The sequence below is a fragment of the Streptomyces sp. CNP082 genome, assembly GCF_059570535.1.
On record NZ_JCANSZ010000057.1, the window covers coordinates 20131 to 46226 of the forward strand.

Below are 26096 nucleotides of genomic sequence, written 5' to 3' on the forward strand. Positions count from 1 at the left end.
TCCGGTTTTTTCAGGATCTTGTCGAGGGGACGCACCATGACTGAGGGGTTCGCGATCATCGGCATGGCCGTCCGGCTGCCCCGGGCGAACGGGCCGGGCGAGCTCTGGGAGCTGCTGCGCTCGGGCACCGACGCGGTCACCGAGGCGCCCTGGGGCCGGACGGCCGCACGCCGTGGTGCGTTCCTCGACGACATCACCGGATTCGACGCCGGCTTCTTCGGCATCCTGGCGCGGGAGGCCGCCGCCATGGATCCGCACCAGCGGCTGATGCTGGAGCTGGGCTGGGAGTCGCTGGAACACGCCCGGCTGCGCGAGGCCCGGCTGGCCGCCATGCCCACCGGCGTGTTCGTGTCCGCACCGGGGGAGAACGCGGCCGCGTCCGCACCCGATCAGTACACCTTCGCCGGCCGGCAGCGCGCCATGGTGGCCAACCGGCTGTCGCACGCCCTGGGCCTGAGCGGGCCGAGCCTGACCGTGGACACCGGGCAGTCCTCGTCGCTGGTGGCGGTGCACCTGGCCACCCAGTCGCTGCACGCCGGCGACTGCGACCTGGCCATCGCCGGCGGGGTGAGCCTGATGGCGGCCCCGGATGCCGCCAGCGGCCTGGCCGAGCTGGGGGTGCTGTCGCCGGACGGCCGCTGCTACGTGTTCGACAGCCGGGCAAACGGTTTCGTACGCGGTGAAGGCGGCGGCCTGGTGGTGCTCAAGCGGCTGCCGGACGCGCTGGCCGACGGCGACCGGATCATGGCGGTCATCGCCGGCAGCGCGGTGAACAACGACGGGCGTTCACGCGAGCTGACCACGCCCAGTGCCCAGGCGCAGCAGGCACTGCTTGCCCTGGCCTGCGACCGGGCCGGGGTCGATCCCGGGGCCGTGCAGTACGTCGAACTGCACGGGACCGGCACCGCTGTGGGCGACCCGGTGGAGGCGGCGGCCCTGGGCGCCGCGCTGGGCACCGCCCCGGCCCGCAGGGCGCCGCTGCTGGTCGGCTCCGCGAAAACCAACATCGGCCATCTGGAGGCCGCGGCCGGGATCGCCGGCCTGCTCAAGACCGTGCTGAGCCTGCACCACCGGCAGGTGCCCGCGAGTTTGCACTTTGCCCAGCCCAACCCCGCCATCCCGCTGGCGGAGCTCAACCTCCGCGTGAACACGCAGATCCGGCCGTGGCCCGAAGGGCCGGCCGTGGCCGGGGTCAGCTCATTCGGCCTCGGCGGCACCAACTGCCACGTGGTGCTGACCCCGGCGCCCTGCGCCCCGGCCGCGCCCCGGCCCGCGGCACCCCGTCTGCCGGTGGTGCCGTGGGTGTTGTCCGCAAAGACCCGCAGCGCCCTGCGCGGGCAGGCCCGGCGGCTGCTTGCCCAGGCCGCCGGCGCCGAGCCGGCGGACGTGGGGCTCTCGCTGGCGGACACCCGCACCCACTTCCCCGTCCGCGCGGTCGTCTTCGGCCGCGACCACAGCGAACTCAAGGCCGGGCTGCGGGAGGTGGCCGACGGCGACGGCCCGTCCGTAGCCGGGGCAGCCGGGGCGGCCGGGGCGGCCGGAGGGCCGCTGAAGGCGATGGCACAGGACTTCGTGGCCGGCGGCGACACGGACTGGTCATCGGTGTTCGCCGGCACCGGCGCGCGCCCGGTGGACCTGCCCACCTACGCGTTCGACCGGCCGCCCGCCCCCACCGGTACACCGAAAGCCGGTGGCGCAGCGCCCGCGTCCGGCGACGGCATGCTCGCCGCCGTCCGGGCCGAGGCCGCCGCCCAGCTGGGTCTGGACGACGCCGGTGCCGTGCCGTACGACAGCACCTTCGACGACCTCGGCTTCAGCTCGCTCAACGCGGTCGAACTGGCCGGCCGGCTGTCGGAGACGCTCAGCCGGCCGGTCGATGCCACCGCGGTCTTCGACTACCCGACCCCGGCCGCGCTGGCCGCACACCTGGCCGGCGGCCCCCCGGCTGCCGGACAGCCGCGCCCGGCCCCCGCCCCCGCCCCCGCCGACGGCGACGGCGACGGCGCGGCGGGGGAGCCTGTCGCGATCGTGTCGATGAGCTGCCGCTTCCCGGGCGGGGTGACCAGCCCGGAGGAGCTGTGGCAGCTCGTGGCCGAAGGCCGGGAAGCCATCGCCGAGTTCCCCGCCGGCCGGGGCATCGACATCGACGCGTGCTACGACCCGGACTCCGGCCGCCAGGGCACCACCTACGTACGCGAGGGAGGCTTCCTTCAGGACCCCTACCGGTTCGACCCGGGGTTCTTCGGCATCAGCCCCCGCGAGGCGGTTGCCATGGACCCCCAGCAGCGGCTGCTGCTGGAGACCGCGTGGGAGGCCCTGGAACGCGGCGGCCTCGACCCCGAGAAGCTGCGCTCCACCGCCACCGGCGTCTTCGCCGGGGTCATGAACTACGACCCGCCTGTCCGGATGGACAGCGCGCCGCAGGACCTGGGCGGCTACGTGCTGACCGGGAACGCCGGCAGCGTAGCGTCCGGCCGCGTGGCCTACACCCTCGGCCTTGAGGGGCCGGCCATCACCATCGACACCGCGTGTTCCTCGTCGCTGGTCGCCATTCACCTGGCCTGTCAGTCGCTGCGGCAGCAGGAGTGCGATCTGGCGCTGGCCGGCGGTGTGACCATCATGGGCACGCCGGGGCCGCTGGTGGAGTTCAGCAGGCAGCGGGCGCTGGCCCGCGACGGGCGTTCACGGCCGTTCGCGGCGGGCGCCCAGGGATTCGCGATGGCCGAGGGCGGCGGGCTGCTGCTGCTGGAACGCCTCTCGGACGCCCGGCGCAACGGCCACCAGGTACTGGCCGTGCTCCGCGGCAGCGCCGTGAACCAGGACGGCGCGAGCAACGGTCTGACCGCCCCCAACGGGCCGTCCCAGCAGCGGGTGATCCGCCAGGCGCTGCGCAACGCGGGGGTGGCGCCCGGTGACGTGGACGTGGTGGAGGCACACGGCACCGGCACCGCGCTCGGCGATCCGATCGAGGCGCAGGCGCTGCAGGCCGCCTACGGTGTCGGCCGCCCGGCCGGCCGGCCGCTGCGGCTGGGCTCGGTGAAGTCCAACATCGGGCACACCCAGGCCGCCGCCGGGATCGCGGGCGTCATCAAGATGGTCATGGCCATGCGTCACGGGCTGCTTCCCCGCACCCTGCACGCGGAGCAGCCCTCCCCGCACATCGACTGGGCGGCCGGCAGCCTGTCGCTGCTGACCGAGCAGGTCCCCTGGCCCGGGCGGAACAGGCCCCGCCTGGCCGGGATCTCGGCGTTCGGCATCAGCGGCACCAACGCCCACGCGGTGCTGGAAGCCGTACCGGACGAGCCGCCGCAGCCGGGCCAGACCGCAGACCCGGCCGCAGACCCGGCGCTGGTGTCCTGGGTGGTCAGCGGGCGCGGCCAGGGCGCGCTGCGGGCGCAGGCGGCCCGGCTGCACGCTCACCTGGAGCAGAACGAGAGCCTGGGCCCGGTGGATGTCGCCTGCTCACTGGCCGCGACCCGGGCCCGTTTTGAGGACCGGGCAGTCGTCGTCGGCCGTACCCGCCAGGAGCTGCTGGCCGGGATCGACGCCGCGGCAGCCGGCCGGCCGGCGCCGAACCTGGTGCAGGGCACGGCCGGCGAGACGGGCGCGGTGGTCTTCGTCTTCCCCGGCCAGGGAACGCAGTGGGCGGGCATGGCGGCGGAACTGCTGGAGAGTTCCCCGGTCTTCCGTGACCGGCTGCAGGAGTGTGCTGATGCCCTGGCACCGCACCTCGACTGGTCGTTGATGGACGTGCTGCGGTCCGTGCCCGGGGCCCCTGGGCTGGAGCGGGTGGACATCGTGCAGCCGGCGCTGTTCGCGGTGATGGTCGCGCTTGCCGAGGTGTGGCGCTCGTGCGGGGTGGAGCCTTCGGCGGTGGTGGGGCACAGCCAGGGCGAGATCGCCGCGGCCTGTGTGGCCGGGGCGCTGAGCCTGGCGGACGCGGCGATGGTGGTGGCCCGCCGCAGCCGGGCGCTGCTGGCGCTGACCGGCCGGGGCGGCATGGTCTCGGTGGCGCTGAGCGAAGCGGAGACCGTGCCCCGGCTGGAGCGGTGGGGCCGCGCGGTGTCGGTGGCGGTCGTCAACGGGCCGGGCTCGGTCGTTGTCTCCGGCGCTGCGACGGCCCTGGACGAGCTGGTCGAGGCGTTCACCGCGGAAGGCATCCGGGTCCGCCGCGTGCCCGTCGACTACGCCTCCCACTCCGCGCACGTCGAGGAGATGCGAGAGCCGCTCGCCCCCCTGCTGGCCGGTGTCGCGCCAGGCCCGGCCAGAACGCCCATCTACTCCACGGTCACCGGCGCGCGCATCGAGGGCAGCGCGCTGGACGCCGGCTACTGGTTCACCGGCCTGCGGCACACGGTGCGCTTCGAAGACGCCACCCGGGCCCTGCTCGCCGACGGCCACCGGGTCTTCATCGAGATCAGCCCGCACCCCGTGCTGGCCACCGGAATCGCCGAGACCGCGGAATCGGCCGAAGCCTCCCCGGTGGCCTCGGTCGGCACCCTGCGCCGGGGGGAGGGCGGCCTGCAGCGGCTGGCGCACTCCCTGGCCGAGGCCCATGTCCGCGGCGTGGACGTGGACTTCACCGCGCTGCTCCCGCCCGGCACGGCCGCGCGCCGGGTCGAGCTGCCCACGTACGCCTTCCAGAAGCAGCGGTACCAGCCCGGGCAGACGCAGCCGGGCACCGGCGCGGCCAGGGCAGCGGGTCCTGCTGCTGCGGAGGCGGAGTTCTGGCAGGCGGTCGGCGAGCAGGACGTGGCCGCTGTCGCCGGCACCCTGAGCGTGGGGCAGGACAGCCCGCTCAGCGAAGTGCTGCCCGCGCTGTCTGCCTGGCACCGGCGGCGCGGCGAGGAGAACACGATCGACGGCTGGCGCTACCGCGTGGGCTGGCGGCCGGTCACGGCCCTCACCAGCGATACGGCCGGCGCCCGCGGGCCGTGGCTGCTCATCGTCCCCGAGGATCTTGCCGGTACGGAGCTGGCGGCCGGCGCCGCCCGCGCTCTGGCCGGTCACGGCGCCGCCGTGACCGAGGTGAGCGTGGGCCGCGATGCCGGCCGGGCCCGCCTCGCCGGCCTGCTGCGCGCCGCTCTCCCCGACGACCCGGAGGACCCCGGGGACACGGTTCCGGCGGCCGGTGTGCTGTCGCTGCTCGCGCTCGATACCCGGCCGCACCCCGGGCAGCCGCAGGTGCCGGCCGGACTCGCGGCCACCCTCGCGCTGATCCAGGCTCTGGGCGACATCGGCGGCATCCCCGCCCGGCTGTGGTGCGCCACCCAGGGCGCGGTCTCCATCGGCCGCTCTGATCCGCTCACCCACCCGGTGCAGGCGCAGGTGTGGGGCCTGGGCCGGGCAGCGGCCCTGGAGTTCCCGGAAGGCTGGGGCGGTCTGATCGACCTGCCCGCGACGCTGGACGACCGCGCCCGCGCCCGGCTGTCGGCCGCTCTGGGCAGCGCCCAGGAGGACGGGACGGGGGAGGACCAGCTCGCGCTGCGCCCTTCGGGCCTGTTCGCCCGCAGACTGCTCCCCGCCCCCGCCGCCCCCGCCGGCAGTTCCGCCTCCGGCAGTTCCGGCTCCGGCGGCTCCGGCGGCTCTGGTGGCTCTGGTGGTTCCGGTGGTTCCTGGCGGATCGACGGCACGGTCCTGATCACCGGCGGCACGGGCGCGCTGGGCGGCCACCTGGCGCGGGCACTGGTCCGCGGCGGCACCCGCCGCCTGGTCCTGGCCAGCCGCCGCGGGCCCGCGGCACCGGGCGCCGGGGAACTGCGGGCCGAGCTGACCGCGCAGGGCGCGCAGGTCACCGTCGCGGCGTGCGATGCGGCCGACAAGGCTGCGCTTGAGGACCTGGTGGCCGCTTCGGCAGCCCGGGGCGCCGCGGTACGCGCGGTCTTCCACGCGGCCGGGGTCGGCACCTCGGTCCCGCTCGCTGATGCCGCTGTGACGGATCTGGCCGAGGCCCTGGCGGCCAAGGCTGCCGGGGCGGCGCATCTTGACGAGATCTTCGCCGAGCCCGGCTCGCTGGATGAGTTCGTCGTCTTCTCCTCCGGCGCGGGGGTATGGGGCGGCGGCGGCCAAGGCCCCTACGGCGCGGCCAACGCCTTCCTGGACGCGCTGGTGGAGCGGCGACGCTCAGCCGGCCTGCCGGGGACGGCGGTGGCGTGGGGACTGTGGGACGGCGCCGGCATGGGCGAAGAGCTGGGCCGGGAGCGGATCTGGCGCCGCGGCCTGGTGCCCATGCCCGCGCCGCTGGCTGTCGCGGCACTGCGGGGGGCGGTGCGCGGGAACGAGGGCTGCCTGGTCGTCGCGGACTTCGACTGGCAGCGGTTCGTGCCGGGCTTCACGGTGGCGCGCCCCAGCCGGCTGCTCGCCGAACTGCCCCAGGCCGCAGCAGCCGTGCCAGAGCACGCACACGGACACGGCGCGGCACCGCAGGAATCGGACCTGGCCGGGCGGCTTGCGGCGCTGCCGGAAGCGGAGCGGGCCACGGCCGTGGCAGACCTGGTACGCGGCCACACGGCGGCCGTACTCGGTCACAGCGCCCAGGCTGCTCTGGACACCGGCCGGGCCTTCAAAGAGCTCGGCTTCGACTCTCTGACCAGCGTCGAGCTGCGCAACCGCCTGGTCGCCGCGACCGGCCTGAAGCTGGCGACGACCCTGGTCTTCGACCACCCCACCCCCGACGCGCTCGCGGCGCATCTGACCGGGCTGCTGACCGGCACCCGCACCCCACCGGCCCAGCAGGCCCAGCAGGCCCCGGCACCAGCCCCCGCCGCCGGCGCTGCAACGGGCGACGACCCCATCGCGATCGTCTCCATGGCGTGCCGGTATCCCGGGGGAGTGCGTACCCCTGAGGAACTGTGGGATCTCCTCGCGGCGGGCGGTGACGCCATCACCGGCTTCCCCACCGACCGGGGCTGGGACCTGGACGGCCTGGTCGATCCCGATCCGGACCGGCCGGGCACCACCTACGTCGACCAGGGCGGCTTCCTCACCGACGCGGCCGGGTTCGACGCCGGCTTCTTCGGCATCAGCCCGCGCGAGGCCACCACACTGGACCCCCAGCAGCGGCTGATGCTGGAGACGTCCTGGGAGGCCGTCGAACGGGCCGGGATCGACCCCCGCTCGCTGCGCGGCAGCAGGACGGCGGTGTTCACCGGCACCGTCGGCCAGGACTACGCGGGCAGGCTGGATGACGCACCCGAAGCGGCCGAAGGGTACCGGCTGACCGCAGTGGCCGCCTCGGTGGTCTCGGGGCGGGTCGCCTACTGCCTGGGCCTGGAAGGGCCGGCCGTCACCGTCGACACCGCCTGCTCCTCCTCGCTGGTGTCCCTGCACCTGGCCTGCCAGTCGCTGCGCCAGCAGGAGTGCGACCTGGCGCTGGCCGGCGGGGCGACGGTGCTGTCGGCCCCCACCGTGTTCGTGGAGTTCAGCCGGCAGCGCGGACTGTCAAAAGACGGCCGCTGCCGGTCCTTCGCGGCAGCCGCCGACGGCACCGGCTGGGGCGAGGGAGCCGGCATGCTGCTGCTGGAGCGGCTGTCCGACGCGCGCCGCAACGGCCACCGGGTACTCGCGGTGGTGGCGGGCTCGGCCGTCAACCAGGACGGCGCGAGCAACGGCCTGGAGGCGCCCAACGGCGCCTCCCAGCAGCGGGTCATCAACCAGGCACTGGCCGCCGCCCGCCTGACCACCGCGGACGTCGACGCGGTGGAAGCCCACGGCACCGCCACCACCCTCGGCGACCCGATCGAGGCACAGGCCCTCCTGGCCACCTACGGCCAGGACCGGCCCGCCGGCCGGCCGGTGTGGCTGGGCTCGGTGAAGTCCAACATCGGCCACACCCAGGCGGCGGCGGGCGTCGCCGGGGTCATCAAGATGGTGCAGGCGATGCGCCACGGCACCCTGCCGCGCACGCTGCACGTGGACGAGCCGACCCCGCACGCCGACTGGAGCGCGGGAGAAGTCCGGCTGCTCACCCGGGAACAGCCCTGGCCGCACGGCGAGCGCCCCCGGCGGGCCGGCGTCTCCGGGTTCGGCATCGGCGGCACCAACGCCCACGTGATCCTCGAAGAACCTCCCGCCCTGCCCGCACCGGCCGCGGCCGTCCGCGCACCGGGCCGGATCCGCAGGCCGTTCCTGCTCTCCGGCCGCGACGAGACGGCCCTGCGGGCGCAGGCCCAGCGGCTGCACGAGCACCTGCACGCCCGCCCCCGCCTGGAGCTGGCCGACGTCGCCCACACCCTGGCCAGCGCCCGCACCGCCTTCGAGGAGCGGGCAGCGGTGCTGACCGACAGCCGCGACGGCCTGCTGAGCGGCCTGTCGGCGCTGGCCGCAGGCCACAGCGCCCCCGGGCTGGTACGCGGCAGCGCCGGGCAGCGGCCGCCCGCCACCGCCGTGCTCTTCACCGGCCAGGGCAGCCAGCACCCCGGCATGGGACGCGGCCTCAGCGCGGCCTACCCGGTCTTCGCCGACGCGCTGGAGGAGACCTGCGCCCACCTCGATGCGCACCTGGACCGTCCGCTGCGCGAGGTGCTGGCCGCCGAGCCGGGCTCGCCCGGCGCGGCGCTGCTGGACCGTACCGAATACACCCAGGCAGCTCTGTTCGCCTTCGAGACAGCGCTGTTCCGGCTGATGGAAAGCTGGGGCCTGGCCCCGGACTTCCTCCTCGGGCACTCGATCGGGGAGCTGACCGCCGCCCACGTCGGCGGCGTACTCACCCTGGCGGACGCGGCGCTGCTCGTGGCAGCGCGGGGCAGGCTGATGCAGGCCCAGCCGGGCGGCGGCGCGATGATCGCGGTGGAGGGCTCTCAGGACGAGCTGGCCGGGTTGCTCGCCGGCCGCGAGGCCGAGGTCTGCCTGGCCGCGGTCAACGCCCCGGGCGCGGTCGTGCTGTCCGGCGATGAGCAGCCGGTACTGGACATCGCCAGGCAGTGGCGGGCACAAGGCCGCAGGGCCGGCAGACTGCGGGTCAGCCACGCCTTCCATTCCCCGCACATGGACGGGATGCTCACCGAGCTCACCGAGGTTGCGCGGGGCCTTTCCCTCTCCCCGCCCGCCGTCCCGGTCGTCTCCAACGTCACCGGCGTGCCGCTGACCGCGGAACAGGCGTGCTCGCCCGGGTACTGGGCCCGGCACGTACGGTCCACGGTGCGGTTCGCCGACGGGATGCGCTGGCTGCACCGCCAGGGCGTCACCGCATTCGCCGAACTCGGTCCCGACGGCGTACTGACCGCGCTGGGCCGGGAATGCCTGCCCCGGGAGGCGGGCGGAAAGACGGTGTTTGCGGCCGCGGTCCGCCGGACCGGGCAGGGCCGCCGGACGCACGGGCCGCAGGCCCAGGACGCGGCCCAGGACGCGGCCCAGGATGCGGCCCAGGATGCGGCGCAGGCCGAGGCGCAGGCCGAGGCGGCCGGGCCGGTGGCCGCCGCCGCGCAACTGCACGTCCACGGCGTGCCCCTCAACTGGCGCCCGGCGCTCAGCGGCCACGGCGGACGGCTCGCGGACCTGCCCACCTACGCCTTCCAGCACAAGCGTTACTGGCTCGCACCCGAGCCCGGCACCACACCCCGGCACCGCAGGCCGCAACTCCCGGCGAGCGCCGGGCCCGGCCCCGCGCACCACCCGATGATGGACGCCGCGGTACGGGTACCGGGCGGCGACGGCTGGCTGTTCACCAGCCGCCTCTCCCGCACCGGCCACCCCTGGCTGGCCGACCACGTGGTGATGGGCACCGCCGTCGTACCGGGCATCGCACTGCTGGAACTCGCCCTGCGCGCGGCACGGCACGCCGACAGCGGGCAGGTGGCGGACCTGACCTTCGAAGCACCCCTCTACCTGCCGGAATCCGGCGCCCAGGAGCTGCAGGTCTGGGTGGGCCCGGCGGACGCCGCCGGGCAGCGTGAGCTGACCATCCACTCACGCCCGGACGGCGACGGCACGCGCGGCTGGGCCCGTCACGCCACCGGCGTGCTCGCCGCGTCCGACGAGATGGCCCCCGCCCCGCCGGAGATGAGCGTCTGGCCGCCGCAGGGCGCCAAGGAGACGGACGTCACCGAGCTGTACGAGCGGCTGCACGGCCGCGGCTATCACTTCGGACCCTCCTTCCGCAGCCTGCGCGGTGCCTGGCGGCGCGGCGACGAATGGTTCACCGAGGTGCGGCTGCCCGAGGAATACCAGGAGCACACCGGCCGCTTCGAGGTCCACCCGGCACTGCTGGACTCCGGAGTCCACCTGCAACTGGAAACCTTCGGCCAGGCCGCCGCCCCGGACCCGGACAACGCCCCGATCCTGTTCTCGGTGGCCGGCGTGCACCGCTACGCCGCCGCGGGCCCCGCAAGCTTGCGGGTACGCCTGAAGCCGCTCTCGCCCGACGAGGTCGCCCTCGACGTCGCCGACCACACCGGGCAGCCGGTACTGCGCATCGACTCGTTCGTCATGCGGGCCGTCTCGGCCGGGCGGCTGCGCGACACCGCCGCCGCCACCGCCGTCGCCGCCGCGCCGGACGACACGCTTCTGCACGTCGGCTGGGTTCCCGCGCCCGCACCGGCCGCCGAGGCGCGCGGGCCCGCCCGCTGGGCGGCGGTGGGAGCCGGCGCCGCAGCGGCCTGGGAGGGGACCCCGGTTGACCCCTATCCCGGCCTCGCGGCGTTCGCGGGCACGCTGCCGCCCGGCACCCCGGCCCCGCCGGCCGTGCTCTGGGACGTGGCGGGCAGCGCAGCGGACAACGCAGCGGCTGGCCCGGCCGGACTGCCGGACCGGGTCAGGGCGACGGCCGCGCAGGTGCTCGGCGTGCTGCGCGACTGGCTGGCCGATGACCGCTTCGCCGCGTCCCGTCTGGTCGTGGTGACCCGCGGCGCACTCGCCGCGGGCGGCTTCCCGGTCGACCTGGCGATGGCCGCCGTGCCCGGCCTGGTCAGGTCGGCGCAGTCGGAACACCCCGGCCGGTTCGTGCTGCTGGACACCGACGACGCCCGGATGCTGCCGGGGCCGGGCGGGGCGCTGGCTGCCGCACTGGCCACCGAGGAGCCCGAAGTGGCCATCCGGGACGGCCGCGTGCTGGTGCCGCGCCTGACCCGCACCACCACCCAGCCGGCCCAGCCGGCCCGGCCTGCCGGGCAGGCGCGCCCCCTCGACCCGCGCGGCACCGTGCTGCTCACCGGCGCGACCGGCGGCCTGGGCCGCCTCCTGGCCCGGCATCTGGTGGTCCGGCACGGCGCCCGGCACCTGCTTCTGGTCAGCCGGCGCGGCCCAAAGGCACCCGGCGCGCCGGAACTGGTGGCCGAACTGGCGCACCTGGGAGCCGCCGCCACCGTTCAGGCATGCGACGTATCCGACCGCAACGCGCTCGCCGCCCTGCTGGACCAGGTACCGTCCGGGCATCCGCTGACGGCGGTGGTGCACGCCGCCGGAGTACTCGACGACGGTGTCCTGACCGAACTCACCGACGACCGCCTTGAGGCGGTGCTGCGCGCCAAGGCCGACGCCGCAGCCCATCTGCACGAACTCACCCGCGGGGTGGCCCTGGCCCAGTTCATCCTCTACTCCTCGGCCTCCGGCATCCTCGGCGCCCCGGGCCAGGCCAACTACGCTGCGGCCAACACCTTCCTGGACGCCCTGGCCGAGCACCGGCGCGCGGCGGGCCTGCCCGCGCTCTGTCTGGCCTGGGGACCCTGGGCAGCCACCGCGAGCATGACCGGACAGCTCGACGAGCCCGGCCTGCTGCGACTGCGCAGGCTGGGACTCGCCCCCCTCACAGACGAGCAGGGCCTGGCCCGCTATGACGCCGCACTGGCCACCGCGCCACCGGTGGTCCTGGCCGCGCAGCTGGACACCGGCGCACTGGGCGCCGGCCCGCCGCACCTCTTCCGGGCCCTGCTGCACCGCGCACCGCCTACCGCGCCCGCCGCGCCTACCGCGCCCGTCCCGGCCGCCGGCCGGCAGGAGGGCCTGCGCGACCGGCTGGCGCGGCTGACCGGCACCGACCGCTATCCGGTGCTGCTCGACCTGGTGCGTACCCAGGCGGCGCACGTCCTGGGGCACGACACCCTCGGCAAGGCTGACACCGAAGTCCCCTTCCTGGACCTCGGCTTCACCTCGCTGCTGGCGATCGACCTGCGCAACCGCCTGGGCGCGGCCACCGGTCTGCGGCTGCCCGCAGGCCTGGTGTTCGACTACCCCACGCCGGCCGCGCTGGCCCGTCACCTGGCCGACCGGACGGCCGGAAGCACCGCACACCGCGAGGACGAGCGGCCGGCGGATGCGGCGGACGACAGCGATCCGGTCGTGGTGGTCGGCATGGGCTGCCGCTTCCCGGGCGGTATCAACTCGCCCGCTGACCTGTGGGAAACAGTGACCGGCGGCCGGGAGGTGACCGGCGGCTTCCCGGACGACCGCGGCTGGCCGCTGGCCGGGCTGTCCGTCGAGCCCGCCATGCGGCGCGGCGGGTTCCTCGCCGACGCAGCCGGGTTCGACGCCGCGTTCTTCGGGATCAACGCGCACGAAGCGGCGGCGATGGACCCGCAGCAGCGGCTGCTGCTGGAGGTGTCCTGGGAGGCGGTGGAACACGCCGGCATCGACCCGCAGTCGCTGAACGGCAGCCCCACGGGCGTGTTCGCCGGGATCATGGCCCAGGAGTACGCGGCAGGCACCGACGACGCCGCCGCCGGAGTCCAGGGCTACCGCCTGACCGGCAGCCAGCCCAGCGTCGCCTCCGGGCGGGTCGCCTACGCACTGGGCCTTCAGGGCCCGGCGGTCACGGTGGACACCGCCTGCTCCTCGTCGCTGGTCGCCATGCACCTGGCCGCGCAGTCGCTGCGCTCGGGCGAGTGTGACCTGGCGCTGGCCGGCGCCGCCACGGTGATAGCCACGCCGACGGTGTTCGCGGAGTTCGCCAAGCAGGGCGGGCTGGCCTCCGACGGCCGGTGCAAGGCGTTCGGCGCCCAAGCGGACGGGACCGGCTGGAGCGAAGGCGCCGGTGTGCTGGTGCTGGAGCGGCTCTCACGCGCCCGGCAGCACGGCCACCGGGTGCTGGCGGTCTTGCGGGGCAGCGCAGTGAACCAGGACGGTGCATCGAACGGGCTGACCGCGCCCAACGGCCCGTCCCAGCAGCGCGTGATCCGCGCCGCCCTGGCGGATGCCGGGCTGGCTGCCGCGGACGTCGATGTGCTGGAGGCGCACGGCACCGGCACGGTGCTGGGCGACCCGATCGAGGCGGAGGCGGTCGCGGCAACGTACGGCCAGGACCGGCCGGCCGGCCGGCCGCTGCTGCTCGGCTCGGTGAAGTCGAACCTCGGGCACACCCAGGCGGCGGCGGGCATGGCCGGCGCCATCAAGATGATCAGCGCGCTCAACGCGGGCCTGGTGCCGCCGACTCTGCACGCCGACCCGCCGACATCGGCGGTCGACTGGTCGGCAGGCACCATTGCGCTGGCGACGCAACCGGCCGACTGGCCGCAGGCCGCACGGCCGCGCCGGGCAGCGGTCTCGGCGTTCGGCATCTCCGGCACCAACGCCCATCTCATCCTCGAACAGCCCCCCGGGCAGCCGGAACCCGCGGCCGCACAGCCAAGCGGCCCGGCGCTGCCCTGGGTGCTGTCCGCACGTACGGCAGCTGCGCTGCCCGGCCAGGCTGCCCGGCTCCTGGCCCATCTCAAGCAGCACGAGGACGTCGACCCGGCGGCCGTCGCCACGGCCCTGGCGGCAACCCGCTCCCGCTTCCCGTACCGCACCGTCATCACCGGCGCGGACCGCGGCGAACTGCTGGAGAAGCTGGCGGACGCCGCCGGCGCCGGCCCGGCCGGACCAGCGGACATCGCGGCGGGGCCGGTGGTGTTCCTCTTCCCCGGGCAGGGCGGTCAGTACCCGGCGATGGGATCAACGCTGTACGCCCACCTCCCGGCGTTCGCCGCTGCGCTCGATGAGGTGCTTGCCGCACTGGACGCGCACCTTCACCGGCCGCTGGCCGATCTGCTGTTCGCGCAGAAGGGCTCGAAGGAGGCGGCCCTGCTGAAGGACCGCACCGAGTTCACGCAGCCTGCGCTGTTCGCCGTCGAGGTGGCCCTGTTCAGGCTGATGGAGTCCTTCGGCCTGCGGCCGGACTTTCTGCTGGGGCATTCCTTCGGCGAACTGGCCGCGGCGCACGCGGCCGGGATCCTGTCGCTGCCTGATGCCGCCAAGCTGATCACGGCGCGGGGCCGGGCGATGGCCGCCGCGCCGCCCGGCAGCATGGTGCAGATCCTGGCAACCCCCGAGGAGATCACCGGCGCCCTGGAGCCGGGCGTGTCGATCGCGGCCCTGAACGCGCCGCACGCCACCGTCATTTCCGGGCCGCCGGACGCGGTCGAGCGGGTAGCAGAGCGCTGCCGCGCCGCCGGCCGCCGGTCGGTCAGGCTCCGCAGCAGGCACGCCTTCCACACCGCTGAACTGGACGGAGTGCTCGCCGAGTTCCAAGCCGTGGCCCAGGAGGTCACCTACCGCCAGCCGGTGATTCCGGTCATGTCCAACGTCACCGGACAACTGGCCACCGGCCAGGACCTGCGTTCGGCCGACTACTGGGTGCGCCATGCCCGGCAGCCCGTGCGGTTCTCGTCCGGTGTGGACGCCCTGGCACACAGGGGCGCAGCTGCTTTCGTCGAGATCGGGCCCGGGCGGGCGCTGATCAACCTGGCGGCGCAGAGCATGCCCGCCGGCGTCACCGCCGTGCCGCTGCTGCGGCACGACAAGCCCGAACCCGACATGCTGCTGGCCTCGTTGAGCACCTTGTACGTCCACGGGCTGGACGTGGACTGGCGTGCTGTGTCCGGCAACCCGTCAGGCCCCTTTGCCCCCCTGCCCACCTACGCGTTCGACCGGCGGCGCTACTGGCTGCCGCCGCAGTCGCCGGCCGCCGCGGCCGGGCTCGGGTTCGTCGCGGCGGACCATCCCGTGCTGACCGCCCGGATGGAGCTGCCGGACGACGGCACCGTGATCCTGTCCGGCTCCGTCTCCCGGAACTCGCCGGGGTGGCTCGCCGACCACACGGTGGCCGGCCAGGTCCTCGCGCCCGGCACGTTCTTCGCCGAGCTGGCGCTGCGCGCCGCCGCCGAAACCGGGGCGGACATGCTGCGCGAGCTGGTGATCACTGCTCCGCTTCAGCTGCCCGAGCAGGGCCGGCTGACTGTCCAGGCCGTTGCCCATCCGGCCGGCGAGGTGGTGGTGTCCGCCCGCGGCGAGGACCCGGACTCACCGTGGGTGGTCCATGCCCGCGGATCGGCGGCCCGGGCGGGGGACCGGGCAGATCCGCCCGCGCTGGCCGACTGGCCGCCTGCCGGCGCGGTGCCGGCCGGCCTGGACGGGGCGTACGACCGGCTGGCGGAGCAGGGATTCGACTACGGCCCGGCCTTCCGCGGCCTCGTCGCGCTGTGGCGCGACGGCGACGGCATACTCGCCGAGGTCGCCGGGACCGCCGGGACCGCCGGGACCGCCGAGGCCGCAGCCGGTGCTGGCACCAGCGGCTACGGTCTGCATCCGGCCCTGCTGGACGCGGCCGTGCACGCATGGCGGGCGGGCAACGAAGCCGGCGGCAGCAGCGTCCCGTTCGCCTGGCAGAACGTGGTGCTGCACCGGATGGGGGCACAGCGCCTGCGGGTCCGGCTGTCCCCCGCGGGCCCGGACAGCATCCGCGTCGCGGTGTGGGACCAGGAGGGCCGGCCGGTGCTGACCGCACAGTCGGTGCGTCTGCGGCCGATGTCAGCGCCTGCCGGCCGGATCCACGAACTGGCCTGGACCCCGCTGACCCCCGCCCCCGCCCCGGACGCAGACGCCGGCGCCGGTGTTGCGGTGCTGGACTCGCCCTCCACCGGTACGGACGTGGTCACCTCGGTGCACACGGCGACGCAGACCGTACTCGAGGCGCTGACCGCATCGACCGCCCGGCAGACGGTGATCGTCACCCGCGGCGCGGTCGGCCTGCCGGGCGAGGACATCTGCGACCTGGCCGGCTCGGCGGTGTGGGGCCTGGTGCGCTCCGCGCAGGCCGAACAGCCCGGCCGGTTCGTGCTGGTGGACACCGACGGCGAACTGGATCTGCCCGCGGTCCTGGCCACCGGCGAGCAGCAACTGGTGATCCGCTCAGGCGTACCGCACACGGCACGCCTGGCCCCGCTGGCGCCCGGCGCACCGCAGGCGTCCCCGTTCGGCCCGGAATCAACGGTGCTGATCACCGGCGGCACCGGCGGCCTCGGCGCGCTGTTCGCCCGCCACCTGGTCACCGCGCACGGCGTGCGGCGCCTGCTGCTGGCCAGCCGCCGGGGCCCGGCTGCACCGCAGGCGGACGCGCTGCGCGCGGAGCTGACCGCGCTGGGCGCGCAGGTCGAGATCACCGCGTGCGACCTCACCGACCCCGCCGCAGCGGCCACGGTGGCCACGCCCGGTCTGACCGCAGTAATCCACGCGGCCGGTGTCCTCGACGACGGCGTCCTTCAGTCGCTGACACGCGAACAGATGACCGCGGTCCTCGCCGCCAAGGCGGATGCCGCATGGCACCTGCACGAGGCAACGCGCGGGCTGGACCTGACCGCGTTCGTGCTGTTCTCCTCGGTCGCCGGCACGCTCGGCTCCGCGGGCCAGGCCAACTACGCCGCGGCCAACGCCTTCCTGGACGCCCTGGCCGCGCACCGCCGGGCCGGCGGCCTGCCCGCGCTGTCCATCGCGTGGGGGCTGTGGGCGCAGCCGGGCGGCATGACCGGGCACCTGCGCGAGACGGACCTGGCGCGGCTGCACGACCGGGGGTTCACCGCGATATCCGCGTCCGACGGCCTGGCCATGTTCGACACCGCCCTGACCACGCCGCGGGCACAGGTGACCGCGGCGGGGCTGCACACACCCGCCCGCAAAAGCCGCCGCCAGGACGCGGTCCGGCTGCGGCAGGAACTGACCGGCCTCGACCCGGACGAGCAGCGCACCCGCCTGCTGGACCTGGTCAGCCGCAAGCTGCAGGCGGTGCTCGGCCTCAGCGCAGCCCAGCCGCTCGAGGCCGGACGCAACTTCCGCGACCTGGGAGTCGACTCACTCGCCGCGGTCGAACTGCGCAACGCACTCGCGCCGCTGACCGATACGCCGCTGCCGGCAACCGCCGTGTTCGACTACCCCACTCCCGCGGCGCTCACCGACCACATCCACCGCATCATCGTCGCGCCGGCGCCGGACGCACGGCCGGGCCGGAAGGAGCCGATTGAGACCATGGACGCCGAAGAACTGATCGCAGTCGCGCTGGGTGAGGACGGCCCGCAATGACCGGCCCGACGTCGAAGACGCCTTCCTCTTCTCCGTGGCACCGGGGTGTGGCCGCCGCGCTCTGGCAGGCCCTCGCGGCGCTGGGCCTGGCCTGGCTGCCGCCGCCGGTGCCGCTGGAGGACTATCTGCCGGACTTCGGCCGGAGTGACGAGCGATGAGCACGGACACCGAATCCAGGCTGGTGGAGGCGCTGCGTGCGGCCCTCAAAGAAGTCGAGCGGCTGCGCGAGTCCAGCCGCGGCAGCAACGACCCGGTCGCCATCGTGGGCATCGGCTGCCGGCTGCCCGGCCAGATCGCCTCGCCGGCCGACCTGGCCGACGCGGTCCTCGCCGGCCGCGACGCCGTCTCGGGCTTCCCCGCGGACCGGGGCTGGGACCTGGAGGGCCTCTACGATCCCGATCCTGACCATCCCGGGACGACATACGCCCGCGAAGGCGGATTCCTGGAAGGCGCCGCCGACTTCGACGCGGAATTCTTCGGGATCGGCCCGGCCGAAGCCGTAGCGATGGACCCGCAGCAGCGGCTCATGCTCGAAGTCACCTGGGAGGCCCTGGAGAACGCGGGCATCGACCCCCAGAGCCTTCACGGCAGCGCGACCGGAGTGTTCGCCGGCCACATGGCGCAGGACGAGTACGGCCGCGACATCGCGGAAACCGGCACCGAAGGCTACCGGTCCACCGGCCGCGCCGGCAGCCTGATCTCCGGACGAGTGGCATACACGCTGGGCCTGACGGGCCCCGCAGTGACCATCGACACGGCATGCTCCTCGTCGCTGGTCGCGCTGCACCTGGCGTGCCAGTCACTGCGGTCCGGGGAGTCGGACCTGGCGCTGGCCGGGGGCGCGACCGTCATGTCGACACCCCGCATCTTCGTCGAATTCGCCCGCCAGCGCGGCCTGTCACCGGACGGCCGGTGCAAGTCCTTCGCCGCCGCCGCGGACGGCACGGGCTGGGCCGAGGGCGTCGGGATCGCCGTACTGGAGCGCCTGTCGGACGCACACCGGCTCGGGCACGAGGTGCTGGCGCTGGTACGGGGCAGCGCGGTGAACCAAGACGGCGCCTCCAACGGGCCGACCGCACCCAACGGCCCCGCCCAGCAGCAGGTGATCCGCGCCGCACTCGCCGACGCCGGGCTGTCCGCCGCGGACATCGACGTGGTCGAGGCACACGGCACCGGCACAGTCCTGGGAGACCCGATCGAGGCACACGCCGTGCTGGCGACCTACGGACAGGACCGCCCCGGCGACCGACCGGTACTGCTGGGGTCACTGAAGTCGAACATCGGGCACACCCAGGCAGCCGCCGGCATCGCCGGCCTGACCAAAATGGTCACCGCCATGCGCCGCGGAACCGTCCCCGCGACACTGCACGCCGACACACCGAGCCACCACGTCACATGGTCCTCAGGCGCGGTACAGCTGGCCACCCGCACCCAGGACTGGCCCGGCACCGGACGCCCGCGCCGGGCAGCGGTATCGGCATTCGGGATCTCCGGCACCAACGCCCACGTCATCCTCGAACAGCCACCGCCCGCCCCCAGCCCGCCGCGGCACCCCATGCCCGCGGTGCCCTGGGTGCTCTCGGCCAAGACCCCCCACGCACTGGCCGCACAGGCCGAACGGCTGCTGGCACACCTTCAGACCACCCAGCTCGACCCGGCAGACGTCGGTTTCACACTCCTTACCCGGACGCAGTTCACCCACCGCGCCGTCATACTCGGCGCAAACTGGGACGAATTGCTCACAGGGCTGCGCAACCTCGCCGACGCACCACAGCCCGGCACCGTGATCGGGCAGACCCAACTGCGTGAACTGGCCGACCAGTTCGCAGCAGGCGGCACAGCCGACTGGACAGCACTCTTCGCCGGAACCGGTGCACGACGAGTCGAACTGCCCGCCTACCCCTTCACCCGCCAGCGCTACTGGCTCACACCAGCCACGACGGACACCGACACCACATACACGAGCGACATCACCACCGCGGTGCACACCGCCGTCAGCGACGTACTCGGCCAACACGGCACGCCCGGCCCCGACGACGACATCACCGCAGAAGGACTGAACTCACTGGCCGCCGTGGAACTCCGGGGCCGCCTCCAGGCCCTCACCGGCCTCGAAGTCCACCTGGCCGACGTCCTCGACAACCCGACGATGCGCTCCCTGGCCAAGATCCTGGAAGAGCGCCACCAGGCCCGGAGGCTGCCATGACCGATCCCGTGACCACACTCGGCTTCGACCAGGTGGTACCCCCCGCGATGGTCAACCGGAAGTCCCCCCAAGAGGTGTTCATCACCGACTACGCGCGCCTGGGCACACAAGAGTTCGCCATCGCCATACAGGTGGCACACAACCACCCCCTCTGGTCCGACCAGCGATCAGGCTGGCACGACCCCGCAGCCGTGATCGAAGCATTCCGGCAGGCCTTCGCCGTGATACGGCACGCCTACCTCGGCATCACACAAGGCACACCGACATCCGTGCAACGGCTCGCCGTAGGCGTGCAGGAACTGACCGCCTTCCGCACCGGCCCAGCCGAACCGCTGCGCGGCGTCATCAAAGTCCGCGTCACACAGACCGGCGACAGCATCACGATCGACGGCGACTTCACCGTCGGCCCCGCCCAGGCCATGACGCTCTCCTTCGGCGGCAACATGTTCTCCGCCGACACCTACCGGAAAATCCGCGACTACCAGCGCTCCCGACGGGCCGCAGCCGCAGCCGGCGAGCCCACGACACAGCCCATCAAGCCCGAACTGGTCGGCCGCCACGACCCAAGCAACGTAGTGATCGGCCCCGCCATCCGCCCGCACCGCTTCCCCGTGATAGTGGACCGGACCCACCCGTGGTTCTTCCCCCGGGACTACGACCACATCCCCGCAACCCTGCTCATCGAAGCAATGCGGCAGTCCGCACTGCACAGCGCAGCACAAACCGGCCTGCGCACAGGAGAAGCCGTACTGACCGGAGCCGACCTCGACTTCGGCATGTTCACAGAAATCGACGTCCCCACCACATGCACGGTGTCGATGACCGGGCAACCGGGACGGGCAACCGCGTCCGCCGGCATCGAACAGGACGGCATCCGCGTCGCCAGCGGAACACTGAACCTGACAGAAGTCAAACCCGACCAGGCCGACCACGGCACACCGAGCTGAACAGAGCCGACGCCCCGCCGACGTGACGCACCGCGCAGCCGCAAGCCTGGTCCAGACGGCCCGCGAGACGCCCACCGAGGAGGCTCTGCCCGCTGAACGGAATCACCCAGGGCAGGCGTGGCGGAGTAGGCCCACCTACGACATCGCCAGACCACAGGCGCCCTGCTGCACCAAGGCCGCGGCCAACACCTGGGCCTGCGTTCACACGCTGCAGCATCCCTTGGCTCTGGCTACGTCGCGATAGGAGAAAACGTGTGACTCCACCCATGGCTGAAGCCGCGGGCTTCCTGTGTCGCTGGCTAGGCAGCGTCGCAGAGGGCCAGCCCGGCCCTGAGGACGTTGAGTGCGCCGACGACGTCGGCGTGCGCGGCATGCCGGCATCTGACGCACTCGAACTTCTCCTGTGTGGTGCGGTTCTCCTTGGCCGCGTGTCCGCATGCGGGGCAGCGGCGGGAGGTGTTGCGGGAGTCCACCGGGATCACGGTCCGTCCGGCGCTTTCAGCCTTGGCGTGCAGGATCGCGAGGAACACCCCCCAACCCGCATCCGATATCGATCGGTTGAGTCCGGCCTTCGCGCTCGACCCGTTGGGCAGGAACGTGCCTGGCCGCCGGGGGTCAGGCTTGGGTGCCGGGCTGGTGACCATGCTCGCGATGTTCAGCCGCTCGTGTGCGATGACGTCGTAGTCGCGTACGAGGGCCAGCGCGGTCTTGTGGGCGTGGTCGAGGCGCTGGCGCCGCACCTTCGCGTACATCTCGGCGACCTTCGCGGTGGCAGCGCGGTGCTTCTTCGTACGGTCCTTCGCCTTGCGCCGCTTGGGGAAGCCGTCGAGTGCACGCTGTGCGTCGGCCAGCTTGGGGGCGGCGTTGCGGCCGTGTCCGGGGTTGGCGATGTGCTCGCCGTCGCTGGTGGTCAGGAACGAGGCGACGCCCATGTCGATCCCGACCACCGCGCCTGTCGCCAGGAGGGGCTTGGCGGGCACGTCATCGCAGGCCAGGATGACGAACCAGCGCTTGCCTTCACGCTTGACCGAGACCGTCTTGACCCGGCCTTCAAGGGGCCGGTGCTGGTGCACGCGGACGTGCCCCACCCCTTGGAGACGCACACGGGTCTGCCGGTCGTGCGGCGTGCTGTTCCAGCGGCAGCCGTCACCGTCCTTGGGGAAGGTGACGGTGTCGAAGTGACCAGCGCCCTTGAAACGCGGGTAGCCCGGCTTCACTCCGGCCTTGACACGGCGGAAGAACGCGGCGAACGCCTTGTCCAGCCGGCGCAGGGTGGCCTGCTGGGACGAGAACGACCAGCGGCCCTGCCGCTGCGGGTCGAACGCGCGGATCCCCTTCAGCTGCGCCGACTGGTCCCCGTACCGGACCGTGGTCTTCGAAGCGTGCCGGTAGGCGTCCCGGCGTTCCTGGAGCGCGCCATTGCAGAGGGAGCAATGATCAGCCAGCATCGCCCGCAGCAAGGCTTCCTGCCCGGTGGTGGGGCGCAGCAGGAACTTGTACGCCCGCTTCACCGCGCCCGCCGCTTCTCCACACGCAAGCCTTCGGCGAGAAGAACGCACGCGGCCGCGTTGATCGAGATGCCCATACGCTGCGCATGGGCCTCGATCTTCCGCTTCAAGTCGGGTGGCACACGCAGGTTCAGCGACTCCCGACGATCACCTCTTGCCACAACCAAAACGCTACCACTTCACACCTCTGAAGGGGGGAGCGTGGATTCCCCCCTCACCTGAAAGCGAGGGGGGAATCCACGCACATCTGATGGGAACGATCGTGCTGGCAGTCGACGTCGTAAGCAACGGCACCGGCAGCCTCGATGTGTCCTGGGAACTGACCGACGCCGGGCCGGTGGTACTGGCCGTCGGCCCGACACCCGAGTCGGTCAACCACGACCACCCGGTCACCCGCGTCGACCACGCGACCCGAGTGTCACTGTCCGGACTGGCACCCGGCCGGCACTACGTCTCCGTCGCCCCCGCCGCAGGAGGAACCGCCATGCTCGCCGCAGAGCGCGTACTGCCGCTCCAGGGCGCAAGCAACTTCCGCGACCTGGGCGGCTACCCCACCAAGAACGGCGGCCACACCCGGTGGGGCCTGGTCTTCCGCGCAGACGCACCGGACCACCTCACCCCCGCCGACCTCGCCGCGATCGACCAACTCGGCCTCCAGACCGCCTACGACCTGCGCACCGACGCCGAACGCACCAAGGAACCCTCCACCCTGCCCCCGGCAATCCGCCGCGAACCCCTCACCATAGGCGGCGAGACCGCACCCACAGCCCCGCTCGGCGACCTGTTCCGCACCGGCCGCGCCGACGCCATCCCGGACGACTTCCTGCACCGCGTCTACCTGGACATGCTCGAACAGGACGCGGCAGCCTTCGGCCAGGTCCTCACCGCACTCACCACACCGAACGGCGCACCAGCGGTAATCCACTGCACCGCCGGCAAGGACCGCACCGGCGTAGCCGCCGCACTGCTGCTGTCAGCGCTCGGCGTGGACGACGCGACAATACTGGACGACTACACCCTCAGCAGACACCACCTCAACGAACGCCGCATGGCCCGGCTGCTGCCCATGCTCGCCGACCTCGGCCTCGACCAAGAGCGCTACTACGAGGTGTTCGGCGCGCCCCGCCCCGCGATGGCCGCCACACTGGATGCGCTGCGGGCACAGCACGGATCGGTGGAGAACTACCTGAGAGGGCCCGCCGGGGTAACGCCCGGGACGATCGCGTCCCTGCAGGCCCGGCTGGTGACCCAGACAGCGGACGCGCAGACGATCCGGTAGCCGGGACGGCACCCGGGAGAGCGGGCCGGGCCGCGACCAAGCTGCGCTCGGACCTGCCAGCCGAAGACGCCGAACTCGAACGCCCCCTCACCTTCGAGAAGGCAGACCGACGAAGCCACCGGGGGAGCAGGCGCCCGCGGACACGCCAAATCCCATCCGGCAATTGCCATATGCACTAAGTACATAGAACGGTAGAGTGTGGCATATGGCGATGAGCACATTGGAGACGCTGAGGCTGACCATCGCGGCACTCCGCCAGGCCACCGGAATCTCCCAAGCCGAACTCGCCACGGCCGGCTGCGGCCTGACCCAGGACAAGGTCTCACGCCGTCAGGCCGGCCGCTCAGCATGGTCGCTCGACGAAGCCGACGCCGTCGCCGCATACTTCGGCATCGACCCGATCGACCTGCTCTCCGGCCCCACCGTCGCCTGCGAGGCACTGCCCGCCGAACGGCGCCCACACGCTCACCCGGCAGCCCTCCGCGAAACCCCACCACAGCCGAAGACCGCACCTGCGACCGAGGCAGACGGCGACGACCAGACACTGTGCGTGCTGTGCGGGGCCCCGGCCACCGAAGAGGTGGAAGGCTTCCCCCAGCACCTCGACCCCGCCGACTGCCGCCCCACCAGCCCACCGCCGACAGCCCTCCCGAGAACACCTTCCACCGCCATAGCGACAGCCCCGCCCCCGCAGCCTCGCCGTGAAACACCACCACACCACCACACCAGCAACGACCTGCCGGTGGATGAAATCCACCAGGCAGTAGCCCACGAAGCCACCCGCGCCGACGGGGACACCGAGACAGCAACCGCGGCGCTGGTCAAGCGAGCCATCCCCGACGCCATGAACCTGTGGAAACTGACCCGGGTCGGCTCCCGCTACGACGTGCTCTTCCGCCCCCCACGCCCCGACATCCTGAAAAAGCGCTCCCGCAACGGCGCAGACGAGATCTGGGAAGCACGCCCCAAGTGGCACAACACCGCCGCACTGAAGGACGCCACCGCACCAGCCCAGCAGGTGACAGTCCTCGACATCAACGGCGCCTACCTGGCAGCGATGAAGACCCACCTGCCGCACAAACAACTCAACCTGGAGCCCGACACCTCCGGCATCTTCGACAAAACCAAATCCGGCGTCTACCTCATCACCCCACCCGCCTGGGAACACGACCATCTCCTGCCCAACCCGATCGGCAACCGCGACACCCCCGGCGAACTATGGGTCACCGACGCCACCCTCCGGCTGCTGCTCCGCCTGTCCAGCCCCCGCTACGCGCTGTGCGACCCTCCCCAGATCCACGCAGCCCACACAGCCGCCGGCTCCGAAAGCCTGCTGGAGAAATTCCGCGCCACCCTCGCAGCCGCCCGCGAGGAAGCCCTGGCCAACAGCGACACAATGACGCTGGAGTACATCAAGGCGATGTACTCCAAGTTCGTCTCCACCTGCGGCGAATCCCATTACAACCGCAGCTTCGAACGCCCCGAATGGATGCACATCATCCATTCCCAAGCATTCGCCAACCTATGGTGGAAGGCATACAAAGCACACACCGCCGGCCTGACAGTAGTGAAAGTAGAAGGAACCGACGAACTCCACGTCACCGGCGGCGACTGGCGCACGGTCTTCACCGAAGGCCGTAGCCTCACCGAGGCCAAGACCAAGCCGGAACAGAGCTACACCATCGGAGGCGCCTGATGGCCGGCCGCTGGGACCAGTTCGGCCAGTTCGGCGCCCGCGGCATGCCCGGCAGCATCGCTCTGGCCCGCCAGCTCGACGACCTCGTCACCGGCATCACCTCCCCCGTCGAATCCAACCGCGGCCTTCACGCCCGGCTGCGCTACCTGACCGCCAGCGACGCCGGCTACCAAGCCATACAGGACGCGGGCATCAACGTCACCCAGCGCACCCTGATGGCCTGGCTGGCCGAGGAACGCCGCCCGAACAAGGCCAACCTCCGCCGCATCGACGAGGCTTACTGGACGCTGCGCCGCCGCAACGTCGTCGCCGACTTCAAGCGCCGGCTGACCAACCACGGCCGAGGCACCCGCATCGAGATCTACCCCGTCGACCAGACCCAGGTTCCTGAACCCCGCCGCCGCGATGTCCAGCACCGGTCGATGAACGTCCGCCGCTGGGACCACATCGTCGACGCCTGGATCGACGAAGACCTCGACACCCTGGACGCCGCCTGGAACGACATCATCACCGACCTCGGCTCCGACTACGACGCCTACGCCTACGTCACCGCCGTCGGCTTCGGCGCGTAGTCGACGGCGCCGACTCATTAAGAGACGTGACTATGCCTACGCGCCATAACCATTCCACTGGATAGTTTTTCAAGCTGACTTTCTCGGGGCGATTGCATAAGGAAGAGCGATGTCCTGGCTTGATGCATAGATATTCTCTGGTCGCGGCGGTCTGGAATGAAGGCCGTTACAGTAGAAAGGCGGGGTATCGAGAGACCAAGATACTCGACATACTCTTCAAGCACATGTTCCTGGGAATGGCCCAATGTGAAAAAGGGGGACAGAATATTTCCCCGCTGCCGCACAGTGGCCCGTGCGTGGGGATGCGGCGCGGAGCGCTGCATCCCCTGCCTGCTTTCAGCTATCCTCAATACCGGGCAGAATACCGCGAGTTCGAGGGAATCAAACTTTCCGTCACCCCTCAAAAAACCTTAACTCCCGCTTTTATAACGGTTTTTGTTCTTCCGTCAAATCGGCCAGGAATTCCGGCACTTGAAAACACGGCGCCCCCGGCCCCCTAGCTGGCCTAGGGAATTCGCGGAGCGAATTCCTGCAGCGCGGATGCGCTGCGCCTTTAGCGGCCGTAGGCCGCTGAAGGCCGACGTCGCGTAGCGACGTGCGTCGTTTCCGCGGAGCGGAACGCGCGC

General features: G+C 72.8%; 9 protein-coding genes. 7 read left to right on the forward strand and 2 right to left on the reverse strand.

The annotated features are described in order from the left end of the window. Window positions 1–36 precede the first annotated feature (36 nt). Genes B124_RS31005 through B124_RS31020 form a run of 4 tightly spaced genes read left to right on the forward strand, consistent with a single transcriptional unit; the run spans window position 37 to window position 20415 of the window. Entirely contained in the window at window positions 37–17262 is a 17226-nt protein-coding gene (locus tag B124_RS31005; RefSeq protein ID WP_496506320.1) for a type I polyketide synthase, read from the forward strand. Further along, on the forward strand, window positions 17259–17420 hold the full coding sequence (locus tag B124_RS31010; RefSeq protein ID WP_496506321.1) for a hypothetical protein: 162 nt from the start codon (window positions 17259–17261) through the stop codon (window positions 17418–17420). The genes B124_RS31005 and B124_RS31010 overlap by 4 nt, the downstream gene beginning before the upstream one ends. A gap of 23 nt (window positions 17421–17443) precedes the next feature. Next, on the forward strand, window positions 17444–19468 hold the full coding sequence (locus B124_RS31015; RefSeq protein WP_496506329.1) for a type I polyketide synthase: 2025 nt from the start codon (window positions 17444–17446) through the stop codon (window positions 19466–19468). Further along, the gene (locus tag B124_RS31020; protein WP_496506322.1) at window positions 19465–20415 is read left to right on the forward strand and encodes an AfsA-related hotdog domain-containing protein; all 951 of its coding nucleotides are present in this window, start codon (window positions 19465–19467) and stop codon (window positions 20413–20415) included. Before B124_RS31015 ends, B124_RS31020 begins: the two co-directional genes overlap by 4 nt. A 299-nt stretch (window positions 20416–20714) precedes the next feature. Here the strand turns inward: B124_RS31020 and B124_RS31025 are convergent, their stop codons facing one another. Both B124_RS31025 and B124_RS31030 read right to left on the reverse strand, forming a co-directional pair. Further along, entirely contained in the window at window positions 20715–21926 is a 1212-nt protein-coding gene (locus B124_RS31025; protein ID WP_496506323.1) for an RNA-guided endonuclease InsQ/TnpB family protein, read from the reverse strand. Beyond that, window positions 21923–22084, reverse strand: coding sequence for a toxin-antitoxin system HicB family antitoxin (locus B124_RS31030; protein WP_496506324.1), 162 nt, complete (start codon window positions 22082–22084; stop codon window positions 21923–21925). The genes B124_RS31025 and B124_RS31030 overlap by 4 nt, the downstream gene beginning before the upstream one ends. An 89-nt stretch (window positions 22085–22173) precedes the next feature. Between B124_RS31030 and B124_RS31035 the strand changes: the two genes are divergently transcribed. The 3 genes from B124_RS31035 to B124_RS31045 all read left to right on the forward strand — a co-directional run bounded on the left by B124_RS31035 (window position 22174) and on the right by B124_RS31045 (window position 25470). Then, a complete protein-coding gene (locus B124_RS31035; protein ID WP_496506325.1) occupies window positions 22174–23202 on the forward strand; it encodes a tyrosine-protein phosphatase in 1029 nt (342 codons plus the stop codon). Window positions 23203–23407: 205 nt separating this feature from the next. After that, window positions 23408–24898: a helix-turn-helix domain-containing protein gene (locus B124_RS31040; RefSeq protein WP_496506326.1), complete on the forward strand. Its 1491-nt coding sequence runs from the start codon at window positions 23408–23410 to the stop codon at window positions 24896–24898. Further along, window positions 24898–25470 (forward strand): transcriptional regulator, encoded by a 573-nt coding sequence (locus B124_RS31045; RefSeq protein ID WP_496506327.1) that lies wholly within the window; start codon window positions 24898–24900, stop codon window positions 25468–25470. The genes B124_RS31040 and B124_RS31045 overlap by 1 nt, the downstream gene beginning before the upstream one ends. The last annotated feature ends 626 nt before the right edge of the window (window positions 25471–26096 follow it).